The 15,994-nt window shown below is 71.3% G+C and carries 14 protein-coding genes; 12 read left to right on the plus strand and 2 right to left on the minus strand.

All coding sequences use genetic code 11. The annotated features are described in order from the left end of the window. The coding region (locus AX737_RS09890; protein ID WP_066920966.1) for an EAL domain-containing protein at nucleotides 1-771 on the minus strand (771 nt) is incomplete at its 3' end. 95 nt (nucleotides 772-866) lie between these two features. Between AX737_RS09890 and AX737_RS09895 the strand changes: the two genes are divergently transcribed. The 3 genes from AX737_RS09895 to AX737_RS09905 are packed head-to-tail and all read left to right on the plus strand — an operon-like array spanning nucleotide 867 to nucleotide 3,689. After that, on the plus strand, nucleotides 867-3,068 hold the full coding sequence (locus tag AX737_RS09895; RefSeq protein WP_066920968.1) for a 3-hydroxyacyl-CoA dehydrogenase NAD-binding domain-containing protein: 2,202 nt from the start codon (nucleotides 867-869) through the stop codon (nucleotides 3,066-3,068). Nucleotides 3,069-3,113: 45 nt separating this feature from the next. Beyond that, nucleotides 3,114-3,341 (plus strand): DUF4926 domain-containing protein, encoded by a 228-nt coding sequence (locus tag AX737_RS09900; RefSeq protein ID WP_066920970.1) that lies wholly within the window; start codon nucleotides 3,114-3,116, stop codon nucleotides 3,339-3,341. Between the two features lie 21 nt (nucleotides 3,342-3,362). Further along, the gene (locus tag AX737_RS09905; RefSeq protein ID WP_156453626.1) at nucleotides 3,363-3,689 is read left to right on the plus strand and encodes a DUF6883 domain-containing protein; all 327 of its coding nucleotides are present in this window, start codon (nucleotides 3,363-3,365) and stop codon (nucleotides 3,687-3,689) included. A 10-nt stretch (nucleotides 3,690-3,699) separates the two neighbouring features. Here AX737_RS09905 and AX737_RS09910 read toward each other — a convergent pair whose 3' ends face one another. Then, on the minus strand, nucleotides 3,700-4,557 hold the full coding sequence (locus AX737_RS09910) for a 3'-5' exonuclease (protein ID WP_066920975.1): 858 nt from the start codon (nucleotides 4,555-4,557) through the stop codon (nucleotides 3,700-3,702). Between the two features lie 171 nt (nucleotides 4,558-4,728). Between AX737_RS09910 and AX737_RS09915 the strand changes: the two genes are divergently transcribed. The 9 genes from AX737_RS09915 to AX737_RS09955 all read left to right on the plus strand — a co-directional run. After that, a complete protein-coding gene (locus tag AX737_RS09915) occupies nucleotides 4,729-5,658 on the plus strand; it encodes an AEC family transporter (RefSeq protein ID WP_066920990.1) in 930 nt (309 codons plus the stop codon). A 203-nt stretch (nucleotides 5,659-5,861) separates the two neighbouring features. Then, on the plus strand, nucleotides 5,862-7,019 hold the full coding sequence (gene rseP / locus AX737_RS09920; protein ID WP_066920977.1) for an RIP metalloprotease RseP: 1,158 nt from the start codon (nucleotides 5,862-5,864) through the stop codon (nucleotides 7,017-7,019). A 404-nt stretch (nucleotides 7,020-7,423) separates the two neighbouring features. Then, nucleotides 7,424-9,988: an outer membrane protein assembly factor BamA gene (bamA, locus tag AX737_RS09925; protein ID WP_066920978.1), complete on the plus strand. Its 2,565-nt coding sequence runs from the start codon at nucleotides 7,424-7,426 to the stop codon at nucleotides 9,986-9,988. 163 nt (nucleotides 9,989-10,151) lie between these two features. Then, nucleotides 10,152-11,204 carry a UDP-3-O-(3-hydroxymyristoyl)glucosamine N-acyltransferase gene (gene lpxD / locus AX737_RS09930; protein ID WP_066920980.1) on the plus strand — a complete coding sequence of 351 codons (1,053 nt, stop codon included), beginning with the start codon at nucleotides 10,152-10,154 and terminating at the stop codon, nucleotides 11,202-11,204. Between the two features lie 371 nt (nucleotides 11,205-11,575). Further along, nucleotides 11,576-12,040, plus strand: a complete 465-nt coding sequence (gene fabZ, locus AX737_RS09935) for a 3-hydroxyacyl-ACP dehydratase FabZ (RefSeq protein WP_066920983.1) — start codon at nucleotides 11,576-11,578, stop codon at nucleotides 12,038-12,040. Next, nucleotides 12,037-12,855, plus strand: coding sequence for an acyl-ACP--UDP-N-acetylglucosamine O-acyltransferase (gene lpxA, locus AX737_RS09940; RefSeq protein ID WP_066920984.1), 819 nt, complete (start codon nucleotides 12,037-12,039; stop codon nucleotides 12,853-12,855). The genes fabZ and lpxA overlap by 4 nt, the downstream gene beginning before the upstream one ends. 5 nt (nucleotides 12,856-12,860) lie before the next feature. Beyond that, nucleotides 12,861-13,709: a UDP-2,3-diacylglucosamine diphosphatase LpxI gene (lpxI, locus tag AX737_RS09945; protein ID WP_066920987.1), complete on the plus strand. Its 849-nt coding sequence runs from the start codon at nucleotides 12,861-12,863 to the stop codon at nucleotides 13,707-13,709. Then, nucleotides 13,706-14,860: a lipid-A-disaccharide synthase gene (gene lpxB / locus AX737_RS09950; protein WP_066920988.1), complete on the plus strand. Its 1,155-nt coding sequence runs from the start codon at nucleotides 13,706-13,708 to the stop codon at nucleotides 14,858-14,860. The genes lpxI and lpxB overlap by 4 nt, the downstream gene beginning before the upstream one ends. 94 nt (nucleotides 14,861-14,954) lie before the next feature. Continuing rightward, the coding region (locus AX737_RS09955) for an FAD-dependent oxidoreductase (protein WP_156453627.1) at nucleotides 14,955-15,994 on the plus strand (1,040 nt) is incomplete at its 3' end.

The following is a 15,994-nucleotide window of genomic DNA, read 5'->3' on the forward strand; positions in this document are numbered from 1 at the left end:
CGCGGCAGCCGGATCGACCCGGAAGCCCGCAACCGCCGGCAGGCCTTCGAGGAGGGGCTTGGCGAAATGATAGCCCTGGAACAGGCCGACGCCGAGCCCGCGCAGGGTCTCGCACTCCGCCGCGGTCTCGACGCCCTCGGCGAGCACCGTGACGCCGAGCGCCCGCGCGATCGCGATCAGGCCGGCGACGATGGCCTGACGTCCGGCATCCGCGTCGATGCCGCGCAGCAGGTCCATGTCGATCTTGATGAGGTCCGGCCGGAAGTTCGCGAGCAGGGAGAGGCCCGCGAAGCCGGCCCCGAAATCGTCGAGCGCCGTCAAGAAGCCCTGGCGCCGGTAGGCGGAAACGATATTCCGGACGTGCGCGGTGTCGCGAAAGCGCTCGTTCTCGGTGAACTCGAACATGATGCGCTCGTGCCCGAAGCCGACGCGGCGGGCCGCCTCCAGCGAGGCGCGGATGCAGGCGTTGGGTTCGTAGACCGCGTTCGGCATGAAGTTGATGGACAGCCGCTCCGCCCCGCCGCGCGGGAACAAACGGCCGGCCAGCTCGATCGCCTTCACCCGAGCCGCTTGGTCGAAGCGGTAGCGGGTCTCGTCCGTCACCCGGTCGAGGATCGTGCCGGCGCCCTGGCCCTCGGGCCCGCGCACCAGCGCCTCGTAGCCCCAGACCGTGCCGGCCCGGAGGTCGAGGATCGGCTGGAACGCCATGGTGAAGGCGAAGTCGAGCTCCGCGCCGTCCCGGCAGGCACGGCAGGCTTGGGCAGTCTTCATGGCACAGTTTTTCTCTCGTGCCCCCGGCCGCGACCATGGCCCGGCAACCTCACCGAAACCTTAAGACCCGCCCCTGCCAGACGCGAGGACGTGAGATGGATCTGAAGAACTTCCGCTTCGAGACCGATGCCGACGGCGTCGCGCTGGCGACCTGGGACATGCCGGGCCGCTCGATGAACGTCATCACCGAGGGGGTGATGGATGATCTGGCCCAGATCGTCCAGATTGTATCTGAAGATGCTGCGATCAAAGGTTGCGTCATCACCTCGGGCAAGGACAACTTCTCCGGCGGCGCCGACCTGACCATGCTGCAGGGTCTCGGCCGCGCCTACGAGGAGCTGCGGGCGACGGCGGGCGAGGAGGCGGCGATGGTCCGCTTCTTCGAGGAATCGCGCCGCCTCTCGCTGCTGTTCCGGCGGCTCGAGACCTGCGGCAAGCCCTTCGCGGCCGCGATCAGCGGCATCTGCCTCGGCGGCGCCTTCGAGCTGGCGCTGGCCTGCCATCACCGCGTCGCCTCGGACGATCCCAAGACCCGCGTCGGCCTGCCGGAGATCAAGGTCGGCCTGTTCCCGGGCGGCGGCGGCACCCAGCGCGTCGCGCGCCTGATGCAGACGGGCGACGCCCTGCAGATGCTGTTCAAGGGCGAGCAGATCCGGCCGCAGATGGCCAAGGGCATGGGTCTCGTCCACGCCGTCGCGCCGAAGGACGAGATCGTCGCCCAGGCCAAGGCGTGGATTCTCGGCGGCGGCTCGGCCGTAGCGCCCTGGGACGTGCCGAAGTTCAAGGCGCCGTCCGGCAAGGTCTACTCGCCGGCCGGCATGATGATCTGGCCGCCCGCCAACGCGATCTACCGTCGCGAGACGCACGACAACTATCCGGCCGCCAAGGCGATCCTGGCCTCGGTCTACGAGGGCCTGCAGCTGCCGATGGACCTCGCCCTCAAGGTCGAGAGCCGGTACTTCGCGATGATCCTGCGCACCAGCGAGGCGCAGGCGATGATCCGCACCCTGTTCATCTCGATGGGCGAGCTCAACAAGGGCGCGCGCCGGCCCAAGGACGTGCCGCCCACCGCCCTGAAGCGGGTCGGCGTGGTCGGCGCCGGCTTCATGGGCGCGGGCGTCGCCTACGTCTCGGCCAATGCCGGGCTCGACGTGGTGCTGATCGACCAGTCGATCGAGGCGGCCGAGAAGGGCAAGGCCTACGCCCACAAGCTCGTCACCGACCAGATCAACCGGGGCCGCGCCAAGACGGCCGACCGCGAGGCGCTGCTCGCGCGCATCACGACCTCGGCCGACTACGCCGACCTCAGGGATTGCGAACTGGTCATCGAGGCGGTGTTCGAGGATCCGAAGGTCAAGGCCGAGGTGATCCGTCAGGTCGAGGCCGCGATCGGCCCGGATGCCATCTTCGCCTCGAACACCTCGACGCTGCCGATCAGCGGCCTCGCCGAGGCGAGCGCCCGGCCCGAGCAGTTCGTGGGCATCCACTTCTTCTCGCCCGTCGAGAAGATGATGCTGGTCGAGATCATCCGCGGCCGCGCCACCGGCGACCGGGCGGTGGCGACCGCGCTCGACTACGTCCGCGCCGTGAAGAAGACGCCGATCGTGGTCAACGATTCCCGCGGCTTCTTCGCCAACCGCTGCGTCACGGCCTACCTGCTCGAGGGCCACAAGATGCTCTTGGAGGGCGTCCCGCCCGCGATGATCGAGAGCGCGGGCCGACAGGCCGGCATGCCGGTGGGCCCGCTCTCGCTCAACGACGAGGTCGCGCTGGATCTCGGACTCAAGATCGCCCGGGCCACCGAGGCGCAGCTCGGGCCCGACGCGGTCGATCCCGGCCAGAAGCAGCTCCTGGTCGAGCTGGTGGAGAACCAGGGCCGGCTCGGGCGCAAGAACCGCAAGGGCTTCTACGACTATCCGGAGGGCGCCCCGAAGCGCCTCTGGCCGGGCCTGAAGGATCTTCAGCCGACGCATCTCGATCCGGACGCGGTCGATTTCGCCGAGCTGAAGCACCGCCTGCTCGTGGTCCAGGCGCTGGAGGCCGCCCGCACGGTGGGCGAGGGCGTGGTGGTCGATCCGCGCGAGGCCGATGTCGGCTCGATCCTCGGTTTCGGCTTCGCGCCGTTCACCGGGGGGGCGCTCTCCTACATCGACTTCATGGGCGCGCAGACCTTCGTGGCGCTCGCCCAGTCGCTCGAGGCCAAGCACGGCGCCCGCTTCAGCGTGCCGGAGAACGTCCTGGCGATGGCCCGGGATGGTGGCACCTTCTACGGCACGGCGGGGAAGCAGGCGGCCTGACGGGGCGCCCTTGCCGGTGGGCGTTCGTCGGCTCATCTTGGGGGCATGACGAACGAGCCAGACATCCTGACCAAGTCCGGAGCCCTGTCCTTTCTCGGCAGGGCTCGCTTGCGGGCTGAGCGGCAGGCGCGGGACGGCACGCGGGTCCCGGCAGGCGCGGCCGGCACCGTGGTCGAGATCCTCGGTGGCGGACAGGCCTGCATCGTGGAGTTCGTCGATCCCGTGCAGGCTGTCCTGACAGTGCGGGCCGAAGATCTAACCGCTCTGCGGTAGGCATCTATGGCGTCCGACAGGGTGCTGAGCCGGGTCGATGTCCCGCTGCTCAAGATCACCCGCTATCTCCTCTGTTTTGATAATGGTCCAGAAGCCGCTGCGAAGGCGGCGTTCTTTGTTCGCTTCGGCTTCGATCCGGACCAGCCGGAAGGCTTGGCCTCCGCCCTTCGAGAGCACGCAATCGAGAATCTGATTCGCGAAACTTGGGCCGACGAGTGGGGCATCCACTTCGAGGTGGATGGGCCGCTCCACACGCCCGACGGCCGCGCACCGACGATCAGAACCAGTTGGATGCTAAACCATGGCAGCACCGGCCCGATCCGCTTGATCACGGCCTTCCCGGTTTAGACCGCGTGAACTACGGCACCGCCGCCAGCAGCCCCAGCACCCGCGCCAGATCCGCCGCGTTGTCCGAGAGCAGGTCCGTCACGTCGCCGACCGCGAGCGCCTTCACGTGGCGGCAGCGCATCCCGTGGCGACCGGCCATGCAGGTGCAGCGCAGGCTCAAGGCGCCCGCCCGCTCGTCCAGCGTGACCTCGTAGCGGTTGCCGGTGCTGCCCCGGACGGCGAAGCGCGGGCGTGCGGGCTCCGCCGGCCGGAACGTCCGCAGCGCCCGCTCGGCGATCGGCCCGCGCGGCGGGCGCGGCGGTGGGGGAGGGCCGCCGTCGATCCGGGTGAGCGGCAGGGCGATGGCGCGGCTCAGGCCCGCGATGTCCACCGTCTCCGTCTCGCGCATCGCCGCGAGCGCGATCTCGGCGCAGGCATAGGCGTCGTCGCCCGCGTCGTGGTGGCTGAACCGGATCCCGAGGCGGCCCGCGACCTTGGCGAGCCCGCAGCCGGCGGGATCCGGGAAGACGCGCCGGGCCACCTGCACGGTGCACAGATAGGCCAGCGGCGGCGCCGCCTGCCCGCAGGCGTGGAGCGATGCGCGCAGCACGCCGATGTCGAAGCTGGCGTTGTGCGCCAGGATCGTGCCGGCCGCGAGGTCGGGCATGAACTCCGCCATCACCGCGGCGAAGCCGGGTCGATCCCGCACGTCCGCCGGCAGGATGCCGTGGACCCGGATGTTGCCGGGCGCGAAGCGCAGCTCCGGCGGCCGGATCAGCCGCGATTCCCGCCGGACCACGCGCCTGTGCTCGATCCAGGCGAGGCCGACCGCGCAGGCGCTGTCGCGCCGCTCGTTGGCCGTCTCGAAATCGATCGCGATCGTGGTCATCGGTGGATCATAGCCGGAGCCGGCCTGTCCCGCAGGATCCGGGCCGAAATGGGGTCAGGCGGACGGTTCTGTCAGGTTGCAGACGCGCCATGCGCCGCACGCCCCGTGTGGCCCGGCCGGAACATGGTATGCGCGCGACCGATCTTCGCCTCCCGGAAGCCGAACCCGCCCGTGCACGCCCTCACGATCATCGTCCCGATCTTCGGGATCATCCTGATCGGCTGGGCGGCGGCCGTGGCGGGCCTGCTCTCCGACCGCGTCAGCGACGGCCTGTCCGAGTACGTCTTCGCCGTGGCCGTGCCGGCGCTGATCATCGTCACCCTGACGCGGCCGGGCCTCGATGGCGAGATCGCGTGGTCCTACTGGATCTCGTATTTCGGCGGCGCCGGCCTGTCCTGGCTCGCGGGCTCCCTGATCGCGATGCGGCGCACGGGGATCGGCCGGCAGGGCGCGATCCTGCACGGCTTCGCGGCGAGCCAGTCCAACACGATCTTCGTCGGCGTGCCGATGATCCTGCAGGCCTACGGCGACGAGGGCGCCTTCCCGCTCTTCCTGCTGCTCGCCGTCCACCTGCCGATCATGATGGGGTTTGCCACCTTCCTGCTCGAGGCCGAGGGCGACAAGCCGCTGCTGGTGCGCCTGCGCGGCCTCGCCCTGGTGCTCCTGAAGAATCCGATCTTCGTCGCGCTCCTCGTCGGCATGGCGCTGAAGGTCCTGCACCTGACGCCCGGCGGACCCGTGAAGGCGATCCTCGACGCGTTCGCGGCCACCGCCTCGACCTGCGCGCTGGTGGCGCTGGGCGCCGGCCTGCGCCGCTACCGGGTGATGTTCGACCTGCCGGGCGCGATCGCCGTGGCGGTGCTGAAATGCGTGCTGCACCCGCTCGCCGTCTGGCTTCTGGCCTTCCACGTCTTCGCGATGCCGCCGGCCTATGCGGGCGTGGCGACGCTGTTCGCCGCGATGCCGGTCGGCATCAACGCCTACCTGCTGGCTGTGCGCTACAAGACCGAGACCGGCCTGATCGCGGCCTCGGTGCTGGTCTCCACGCTGATCGCGCCCGTGACCACCATCGCCTGGCTCACCCTGCTCGGCCACGCCTGAGGCTGCGTCCGGGCGGGGCGCCTTGGGAATAGCGGGCAGAGCGGAGGGCGGGGGCTCGCCAAGGCCGGCGCGCCGTGCGACGCTCTCTCCCCCTCGCGCAGGTTTGCGTTGGCCCCCGAGCGTCACGATCTGCTAGAGCGCACGCGGCCGGCACGGCCGTCCGGCCGTCGCGGCGCCCGGTCGAGGTCTTGAGGATCGACGAGATGGACTTCCTGAACGCGATGGGCGGCACCGCCACCGGCTTCTTCGGCGCGGTGATCCCGTTCCTGATCGTGCTGACCATCGTGGTCTTCGTCCACGAGATGGGCCATTTCCTGGTGGGCCGCTGGTGCGGCGTCGGCGTCCACGCCTTCTCAATCGGCTTCGGGCCGGAACTCGTCGGCTTCAACGACCGGCGCGGCACCCGCTGGAAGCTCTGCGCCATCCCGCTCGGCGGCTACGTGAAGTTCCACGGCGACGTGAACGGGGCCAGCGTGCCCGACCCCGAGGCGCTCGCCCGGATGAGCCCCCAGGAGCGGGCGACGAGCTTCCCGACCCAGCCGGTAGCCAAGCGCGCCGCGATCGTGGCGGCGGGCCCCATCGCCAACTTCCTGCTCGCCATCCTGCTCTTCGCGGGCGCGATCTGGCTCGGCGGCCGCTACGAATTGCCGGCCCGCGTCGCCGCCGTCGAGCCGAACAGCGCGGCGGCCGAGGCCGGCTTCGAGGCCGGCGACCTGATCAAGGCCATCGACGGCCAGCCGGTGCGCGACTTCAACGCGATGTACCGCACGGTGACGGGCAGCGCCGGCAACACCCTGCTCTTCACGATCGAGCGCGACGGCGCCGAGCGCACCATCACGGCGACGCCGCGCGTGCACGAGGACCGCACGCCCTTCGGCCGCCACCGGGTCGGGCGGCTCGGCATCCGCTCGCCGAACGGCTCCGAGGCGCGCCTCGTCGAGTACGGCCCGCTGGCCTCCCTGAACCTCGGCGTGCACGAGACCTACTTCGTGGTCGAGCGCACCTTCTCGTATCTCGGCAAGCTCGCCACCGGCCGGGAATCGGCCGACCAGCTCTCCGGGCCGATCGGCATCGCGCGGGTCTCGGGCGAGGTGGCCAAGACCGGCGGCGTCGGCGGCCTCGTCGGGCTGGTGGCGCTCCTCTCGGTCTCGATCGGCCTGCTGAATCTTTTCCCCGTGCCGCTGCTCGATGGCGGGCACCTCCTGTTCTACGCCTTCGAGGTGGTGCGCGGGCGTCCCCTGAGCGAGCGGGCACAGGAGATCGGATTCCGCATCGGCCTCGCCCTCGTTCTGATGCTGATGCTGTTCGCGGCCTGGAACGACATCCTGAACCTCGGCGCCTCCTGGGGCCGCAACACCTGAGGGCGCACGGGCGGGACGCCGCCCTCCCGGCACCGCACCATCGCCGTCTTTGCGCCGCGATCGGGTCCGGGTTTCGAGGGGTATCGTACCCCCCGAAGAGCCGCCGCAAGAGCCTTTGCGAATCGTTGACGTGATCGTGTGCCGGCCCGGAAAGACCTTCCGCGGCCGGCATTTACGTGCGGTTTACCCTGTTCGGCGATCCTTCCCGGAACCCGTCCGGCGTTAAGTGGCGCGAAGGCCACGACCCGGCAAATTCCCCAGGCGAGAGGCCCCGGCGGCGTTTGCTTGGCAGGGGAATCCCGTTAAGAGCTACGCTTGGACCAGGTGACGGGATGGCCGGACAACGGCTGCTCGTCGGCAGGCGAGAGCACGCTCTCGAAAGAACAACGCGGACGGGCGATTACATGATGTCGATGACGGGGAAGCGCCGGCGCGAGTCGGTGAAGCGGACCATCGTCCTAGTCGCCGCGACGGCCGGCGTGCTCGCGGGCACCGCCGCCCAGGCGCAGCAGATCGTCGTCCAGGGCAACCGTCGGGTCGATGCCGACACCATCCGCTCCTACGTCACCGGCACCGCCTCCGGCTCCGCCGAGGAGGCCCGGCGCAACCTGCTCGCCAGCGGCATGTTCCAGGACGTGAAGGTCGCCCAGGGCGGCGGCCGCACGGTCGTGACGGTGCGCGAGAACAACATCATCAATCGCGTGGTGTTCGAGGGGAACAAGAAGGTCGAGAAGGCCACCCTCGAGGGTCAGATCGAGGCGAAGTCCCGCGGCGCCTTCAGCCCGGCGGTCGTCAACGCCGACCTGCAGCGCATCAAGGAAGTCTACCGCCGCGCCGGCCGCGGCACCGCCAAGGTCACCTACCGCACCGTCGATCTGCCCAACGGCACCGTCGACGTGATCTATCAGATCGACGAGGGCGACAAGACCGGCATCGTCTCGATCAACTTCGTCGGCAACAGCGCCTATTCCGAGCGGACGCTCAAGGGTCTGATGACCTCGTCCGAGATGAACCTGCTCAGCTTCGTCAAGACCTCGGACGTCTACGATCCCGACCGCATCGCCAACGACCTCGATCTCGTCCGCCGCTACTACCTCCGCAACGGCTACGCCGACTTCCAGGTCGTGAACGCCGACGCCCGCTACGTCGAGGGCGAGGAGAAGAGCGGCTGGGTCATCACCGTCACGGTCGCCGAGGGCGAGCAGTACCGCGTCGGCGCGGTGGCGATCGACTCGCGCCTGCCCGGCATCGACACCGGCCGCCTGCAGGACGAGGTGCGCGCCCAGGTCGGCGACGTCTACAACGCCGAGGACGTCGAGAAGACGCTCTCGGGCGTGACCAACGACGTCAACCGCCAGGGCTTCCCCTTCGCGCAGGTCCGTCCGACCGGCCAGCGCGACCGCGCCACCCATCAGGTCTCGCTCGGCTTCGTGGTCGAGGACGGCCCGCGCGTCTACGTCGAGCGCATCAACGTCCGCGGCAACACCCGCACGCGCGACTACGTCATCCGTCGCGAGCTCGATTTCGGCGAGGGCGACGCCTACAACCGCGTGCTCACCGACCGGGCCGAGCGCCGGCTCAACGGCCTGGGCTTCTTCAAGAAGGTCCGCTTCTCGAACGAGCCGGGCTCCTCGCCCGACCGGGTCATCGTGAACATCGACGTCGAGGATCAGCCCACCGGCTCGTTCTCCGTCGCGGGCGGCTACTCCACCCAGGACGGCATCATCGGCGAGGTCTCGGTCTCCGAGTCGAACTTCCTCGGCCGCGGCCAGTACGTGCGCGTCGCCGGCACCGGCGGCCAGTACGCCCGCGGCGTCGACTTCTCGTTCACCGAGCCGTACTTCCTCGGCTACCGGCTCGCCGCCGGTTTCGACGCCTTCTACAAGTACAGCGACCTGACCCGGTACTCGCGCTACGAGACCACGGTCTACGGCGGCCAGCTCCGCCTCGGCCTGCCGATCACCGAGGAGTTCGGCGTCACGCTGCGCTACTCGCTCTACAACACCGAGCTGAAGGTGCCGAACACGCTCCGCCGGCCCTACAACGACTGCTCTGTGCCGATCCCGGGCCTGACCGAGCTGCAGCCCGCCGGCACCATCATCAACGGGCAGAACGTCGGCGGCCTCGCGAAGTACCCGGACTGCGCCTACAACGGCGAGGCCTCGATCGCGCTCAAGGGCTCGCAGGGCAACACGCTGACCTCGCTGGCCGGCGTCACGCTCGCCTACTCGACGCTCGACGTCATCGGCGCGCCGCGCAACGGCTTCTACGCAGAGCTGAAGCCCGACGTCGCGGGTCTCGGCGGCGACTCGAAGTTCTTCCGCGTGACCGGCGATGCTCGCTACTACAAGGAGCTCTGGGAGGACGTCGTCGGCTTCGTCCGCATCCAGGGCGGTCACATCTCGGCGCTCGACGGCAACCCGCTGCGCCTGACCGACCAGTTCTTCCTCGGCCCGTCGCTGGTGCGCGGCTTCGCTCCGAACGGCATCGGCCCGCGCGACATCGGCACGACGGACGCCCGCTCCAACGCGGTCGGCGGCTCGACCTATGTGGGCGGTACGGTCGAGGTGCAGTTCCCGATCTGGGGTATCCCGAAGGATCTCGGCCTGAAGGGCGCCGTCTTCGCCGACGCCGGCACGCTGTTCGGCTACAACGGCCGCCGCGTGTTCAACGTGAACGGCGACGCGCTGATCAACGGCTTCGCGCCGGGCTCGGGCTGCAACTTCAACACCCTGTCGATCGGCGTCGAGCCCGAGTGCCTGAACGTCCGCGACAAGGCGGTGCTGCGTTCCTCGATCGGCGCCTCGATCCTCTGGAACTCGCCGCTCGGCCCGATCCGCTTCGACTACGCCTACGCGCTCTCGAAGGACGAGGGCCAGAAGGTCTACGCTGCGGACGGCACGTTCCTCGGCAAGGTCGGCAAGGATCAGATCCAGGCCTTCCGCTTCTCGGGCGGCTCGCGCTTCTGAGCCCCACGAACGGACGCGAGAAAGGGCCGCCCCGGTCAGCCGGGGCGGCCCTTTCGTCATATTGGTGCCCCTTTCCACCCGCCTGAGGACCCGATACGCCGCCGGACCCGGCGGCGCCGCGGACGGGACCTCGCGCGCGCCGGCCCGCACCACGGTTCAGAGCATGTCCGACCCCCAGTTCTTCGTCTCCCAGACCCGTCTCAGCCTCGCGGCCGTCGCCGACGCGGCGGGCGTCGTGCTCCCCGCGGGCGCCGACCCGGACCGCCTCGTGACGGGCGCCGCGCCCCTCGACCGCGCCGGCCCGCACGATCTCGCCTACATGGACAACGCCCGCTACGGCGACGCGCTGGCGGCGACCCGGGCCGCGATCTGCCTCGTCTCGCCGCGCTTCGCCGCCCGCGTGCCCGCCGCCACCGTCGCGCTGGTGCTGCGCGATCCCTACCGCGCCTACGCGGCCCTCCTCGGGCGCCTCCACCCGGACGCGCTGCGCCCCGGCTCGCAGTTCGGCGCCCGCGGCGTGGCGCCCGGCGCCCACGTCCACCCGGACGCGCGGCTGGAGGAGGGGGTGACGGTCGATCCGGGCGCGGTGATCGGGCCGGGCGCCGAGATCGGCGCGGGCTCGGTGATCGGTCCCGGCGCGCTGGTCGGACCCGGCTGCCGGGTCGGGCGCGACTGCTCGATCGGGGCGTCCGCGAGCCTCACCCACACCCTGATGGGCAACCGGGTGATCGTGCATCCGGGCGCGCGCATCGGCCAGGACGGCTTCGGCTTCGCCATGGGCGCCAGCCACCTCAAGGTGCCGCAGGTCGGCCGCGTCATCGTGCAGGACGACGTCGAGATCGGCGCCAACACCACGATCGACCGCGGCGCCAGCCGCGACACCGTGGTGGGGGAGGGGACCAAGATCGACAACCTCGTGCAGATCGCCCACAACGTCGTGATCGGCCGGCACTGCGTGATCGTCTCGGGCGTCGGGATCTCGGGCTCGACCACGCTGGAGGACTACGTCGTCCTCGGCGGTCAGGTCGGCGTCGTCGGCCATCTCACCATCGGGCGCGGCTCGCAGATCGCCGGCTCCTCGAACGTCAACCGCGACGTTCCTCCCGGCAGCCGCTGGGGCGGCACGCCGGCCAAGCCCGTGCGCGCGTGGTTCCGCGAGCTGACGACGCTGGCCAAGCTCGCCGAGCGCTCGGGCCGGGACGACGCAGAGGGGTGATGCGGAAGCCGGCACGTTGCTTCCGGCAAGTCTCCGCCCTTTTCCCGGACGCCCGGAGCGTCAGCGGCGGGTGATCCGGGACCCAGAGGGAGAAGTGCCGCGAAGCGGCTCGATCCCCAATACCGCTGCTGGATTCGGACGCTGCGCGCCGTCGTGCGCTGGATCCCGGATCACCGTCCACTTCGTTCCAGGCGTCCGGGAAAAGGGCGGCCTTTCACATGTCGGGGAGACCGTCCCGGCGATGGGCACGACCCACCGGCACCGGACGCAACCCGAGCGACTTGCCATCCCGCGGTGTTTCGGACGAAACACCGCCACGAACGACGCATGAACCCGGCCGCGCCCGGGCAGGACACGGGGCTTCAGAGGCGATGACGGAGACGGTGCAGGAACTCGGCGCGGCGGACATCCAGAAGGTTCTGGAACTGCTGCCCCATCGCTACCCGTTCCTGATGATCGACAGGATCATCGAGATCGACCGCGACGAGAGCTGCATCGGCATCAAGAACGTCACGGTGAACGAGCCGCAATTCACCGGCCATTTCCCGAACATGCCGGTCTTTCCGGGCGTGCTGCTGATCGAGGGCATGGCCCAGACCGCGGGCGCGATCTGCTGCCGGCACATCATGTCGGAGACGGTCCAGACCAAGCAGGTCTTCTTCATGACCATCGACAAGTGCAAGTTCCGCAAGCCGGTGGTGCCGGGCGACCAAGTGCGCTTCCACATGAAGAAGCTCAACCAGCGCAAGACGATGTGGTGGTTCCGCGGCGAGGCCCGGGTGGACGGCGCGCTGGTCGCCGAGGCCGAGATCGGCGCCATGCTGGTGACGGCGTGAGCGCCGCCCTGATCCATCCGAGCGCGGTCGTCGAGGACGGCGCGGAGATCGGCGCGGGCGCGCGCATCGGCCCCTTCTGCCATGTCGGGCCGAAGGTGGTGCTGGGCGAAGGCGCCGAACTCGTCAGCCACGTCGTGCTCGCCGGCAACACCCGCATCGGCGCGCGCACGCGGATCTACCCCTTCGCCTCGATCGGCCACCCGCCCCAGGACCTGAAGTACCGCGGCGAGGAGACCACCCTGACGATCGGCGCCGAGTGCACGATCCGCGAGGGCGTCACCATGAACCCCGGCACCGCGGGCGGCGGCTCGGAGACGGTGGTGGGCGACCGCTGCACCTTCCTGGCGAACTCCCATGTCGGGCACGATTGCCGGGTCGGCTCCGGCGTCGTCTTCTCCAACAACGTGATGCTGGCCGGGCATTGCTCGGTCGGCGATTTCGCGATCCTCGGCGGCGGCGCGGCGGTGATCCAGTTCGCGCGGGTCGGCGCCCACGCCTTCGTGGGCGGCCTCTCCGGCCTGGAGAACGACTGCATCCCCTACGGCATGGTGCTCGGCAACCGCGCCTACCTGTCGGGGCTCAACATCATCGGCCTGCAGCGCCGGGGCTTCGCCCGCGAGGACATTCACACCCTGCGCCGGGCCTACCGCCTGCTCTTCGCGCCCGAGGGTACCCTGATGGAGCGCGTCGAGGACGTGGCGGCCGAGTTCGAGTCCCACGCGGCCGTCAGCGAGATCCTCGCCTTCATCCGCGTCGGCGGCAAGCGCTCGATCTGCACGCCGCGCGAGGCGCCGACGCCTGCGAGCGCGGCCTGAGCCTCATGCCCGACAGCGGCACCCTGGTCCTCGTCGCCGGGGCGGGGCGCCTGCCCGATCTGGTCGCCGGCTCGCTCGAGCGGGCCGGCCATGCCCACAAGGTCCTGGCCGTGCGCGGCTTCACCGAGCGACGCCTGCGCGCACGGGCCGACGCCACGGTGGATCTGCTCGACGTCGGCGCGACGCTCGCGATTCTGAAGGATTGGGGTCCGGCCGTGGTGATCCCGGCCGGCGGCGTCTCGCGTCCGAGCCCGGCCGCCCTCCTCAACGCGGGCGCGGCCTTGCGCAACCGCGCGGCGCTCCGCGCCATCGCGGGCGGGGGCGACGACCGGCTGCTGCGGGCCGTGCTCGCCCTCCTGGAGGAGAACGGCCACCGGGTGCTCGGCGTTCACGAGGCCGCGCCCGATCTCCTGAGCCCGGCGGGCCGCCTCGGCCGCCACGCGCCGGACGCCGAGGCCGAGGCCTCGATCCGGGCCGGCCGGGCGCTGCTCGGCGCCCTCTCGCCCTACGACGTGGGGCAGGCGGCGGTCGCCGCCGCCGAGCGCATTCTCGCGGTTGAGGGCCCCGAGGGCACCGACCGGATGCTCGCCCGCGCCCGCGCCCTCGGGCGACGACCCTTCGGCCGCGGCCGCCCCGCGCCCGGGACCGTGCTGGTGAAGCTCGCCAAGACCGGCCAGGACCTGCGCATCGACCTGCCGGCGGTCGGGCCCCGCACGGTGCGCAACGCCGCCGCCGCGGGCTGCGCTGGAATCGCCGTCGAGGCCGGCCGCACGCTACTGATCGACCGGGCCGCGACCGTCGCGGAGGCCGACCGCAGGGGCCTCTTCCTCGTCGGCCTGGAGGGCGTCCCGTGAAGATCTGGCTCGTGGCGGGCGAGGATTCGGGCGACCAGCTCGGCGCCAAGCTGATCCCGGCGCTGCGCGCCCGGGTGCCGGGGCCGCTCGTCCTCGGCGGCGTCGGCGGCGAGGCGATGGCGGCGGAGGGCTTCCCCTCGCTCTTCCCCCTCGATGACGTCGCGGTGATGGGCTACCTGCCGGTGCTCGCCCGCGCCCGCACGCTGCTGCGCCGCATCCGGGAGACCGTGGACGACGTGGTGGCCGCCCGTCCCGACGTGCTCGTCATCATCGACAGTCCGGGCTTCACCCACGCGGTCGCCTCGCGGGTGCGCAAGCGCCTGCCGGACCTGCCGGTCGTGGACTACGTCTCGCCGAGCGTCTGGGCCTGGCGGCCCTGGCGGGCAAAGGGCATGCGCGCCTTCATCGACCACGTCCTGGCGCTGCTGCCCTTCGAGCCCGAGGCGCACCGCCGCCTCGGCGGCCCCGCCTGCACCTATGTGGGCCACCCGCTGATCGAGCGCCTCGCTGCCTTCCGCCCCGACCCGGCGGAGGCGCTGGCCCGCGTGGCCGCGCCCTTCACGCTGGCGGTGCTGCCGGGTTCGCGCCGCTCCGAGATCGACCGGCTGATGCCGGTCTTCGGCGAGACCCTGGCGCGCCTCAAGGACGGGCCGGCCTTCGAGGCGGTGCTGCCGGCCGTCACCCGCCACCGCGCCCGGATCGAGGCGCTCGCCGCCGCTTGGGACCTGCCGGTGCGGATCGTCTCCGGCGAGGAGGCCAAGCACGCCCTGTTCCGGCGCGCCCGCGCGGCGCTCGCGGCATCCGGAACCGTCACGCTGGAACTCGCGCTCGCAGGCGTGCCGATGGTGGTGGCCTACCGGGTCTCGCGCGTCGAGGAGTTCATCGGCCGGCGCCTGATCCAGGTGCCGACCATCGTGCTGCCGAACCTGATCCTCGGCACGAACGCGATGCCGGAATTCATCCAGGCCGACTGCACGGCCGCGAACCTCGCGGGCGCGCTCGGGCCCCTGCTGGCGGGTGGCCCGGCCCGGGACGCGCAGGGCGCGGCGCTCGCCCGCCTCGACGACCTGATGCGCCTGCCCGACGGGGCCGCCCCGAGCGAGCGCGCCGCCGAGATCGTGCTCGCGGCGGCGCGCGGCGCCGATCGCTGACGGGGCGTGGCACCGCGCCCCGGAGCCTTCGCGCCGCTCGCGACTTGTGTCGCCGTGTGCGGGCGCGGCCCGCGACGAGCGAGCGGGGACGAGCATGGCCGAGGCGACCGAGATCCGTCACCCGCTCGAGGCGATTCCCCTCGGCGGCATGGTCGAGGCGGCCTCGGGCGAGGCCAAGGTGCTCCTCGTGCGCGACGCCTCGGGCGTTCGTGCCTTCCAGGCCAAGTGCCCGCATCTCGGCGCGCCGCTCGCCAAGGGCGAGATCTGCGGCGGCCGGCTCTACTGCCCCTGGCACAAGGCTGCCTTCGCCCTCTCCGACGGCGGTCTGGAGGAGCCGCCCGCGCTCGAGGCGCTGACGCGCTACCCCGTCCGCATCGAGGGCGACGCGGTGGTGGCGACGCTGGAGCCGCTCGCCCATCCCATTCCGGCCCCGCGGGACCCCGAGACGCGCGTCCTCGTGGTCGGCACGGGTGCCGCCGCGGTCGCCTGCGCGACGAGCCTGCGCCGCCTCGGTTTCGCGGGCGCGATCACGATGGTCGGCCGCGAGGCGCACCCGCCCTACGACCGCACCAAGCTCTCGAAGCAGTTCCTGGCCAAGCCCACGCCCGCCGAGAAGACGCTGCTCGAACCCGACTTCTACGCCGCCCACCGGATTGAGCCGGTGCACGGGACGGTGGCGCGGATCGAGCCGGAGGCGCGCCGCGTCACCCTGGAGGACGGGCGCGCGCTCACGGGCGATGCGCTGGTGATCGCCACCGGCAGCCGTGCGGTGGTGCCGGACTTCCCCGGCGCCGATCTCGACGGCGTCCACACCCTGCGCAGCCTGGACGATGCCGTGCATCTCAGCGCCGCGGCCGAGGACGCGAAGCGCGTCGTGGTGATCGGAGCGGGCTTCATCGGCCTGGAAGCCGCGGCCTTCCTGACGAAGCGGGGCCTCGACGTGACCGTGCTGGCCCGCGAGGCGGTGCCCTTCGCCAAGCGGTTCGGCGAGGCGGTGGGCGCCGCGCTGAAGCGCTACCACGCGGGCAACGGCGTGCACTTCGCGCAAGGGAAGGTCGCGCGCATTGCCGGAGCCGCCCGCGTCGAGGCTGTCGAGACCGAGGCGGGCGAGCGGCGAGACCGCGCGGATCGAGC

The organism is Methylobacterium sp. CCH5-D2, from assembly GCF_001556475.1.
In the GTDB taxonomy this organism is placed as follows: domain Bacteria; phylum Pseudomonadota; class Alphaproteobacteria; order Rhizobiales; family Beijerinckiaceae; genus Methylobacterium; species Methylobacterium hispanicum.

What these genes read in the sequence shown, in the direction of transcription:
- AX737_RS09895 (WP_066920968.1), top strand. Translation starts at nt 867, where the DNA reads ATGGATCTGAAGAACTTCCGCTTCGAGACCGATGCCGACGGCGTCGCG.
- AX737_RS09900 (WP_066920970.1), top strand. Translation starts at nt 3,114, where the DNA reads ATGACGAACGAGCCAGACATCCTGACCAAGTCCGGAGCCCTGTCCTTT.
- AX737_RS09910 (WP_066920975.1), bottom strand. Translation starts at nt 4,557, where the DNA reads ATGACCACGATCGCGATCGATTTCGAGACGGCCAACGAGCGGCGCGAC.
- rseP (WP_066920977.1), top strand. Translation starts at nt 5,862, where the DNA reads ATGGACTTCCTGAACGCGATGGGCGGCACCGCCACCGGCTTCTTCGGC.
- bamA (WP_066920978.1), top strand. Translation starts at nt 7,424, where the DNA reads ATGATGTCGATGACGGGGAAGCGCCGGCGCGAGTCGGTGAAGCGGACC.
- lpxD (WP_066920980.1), top strand. Translation starts at nt 10,152, where the DNA reads ATGTCCGACCCCCAGTTCTTCGTCTCCCAGACCCGTCTCAGCCTCGCG.
- fabZ (WP_066920983.1), top strand. Translation starts at nt 11,576, where the DNA reads ATGACGGAGACGGTGCAGGAACTCGGCGCGGCGGACATCCAGAAGGTT.
- lpxI (WP_066920987.1), top strand. Translation starts at nt 12,861, where the DNA reads ATGCCCGACAGCGGCACCCTGGTCCTCGTCGCCGGGGCGGGGCGCCTG.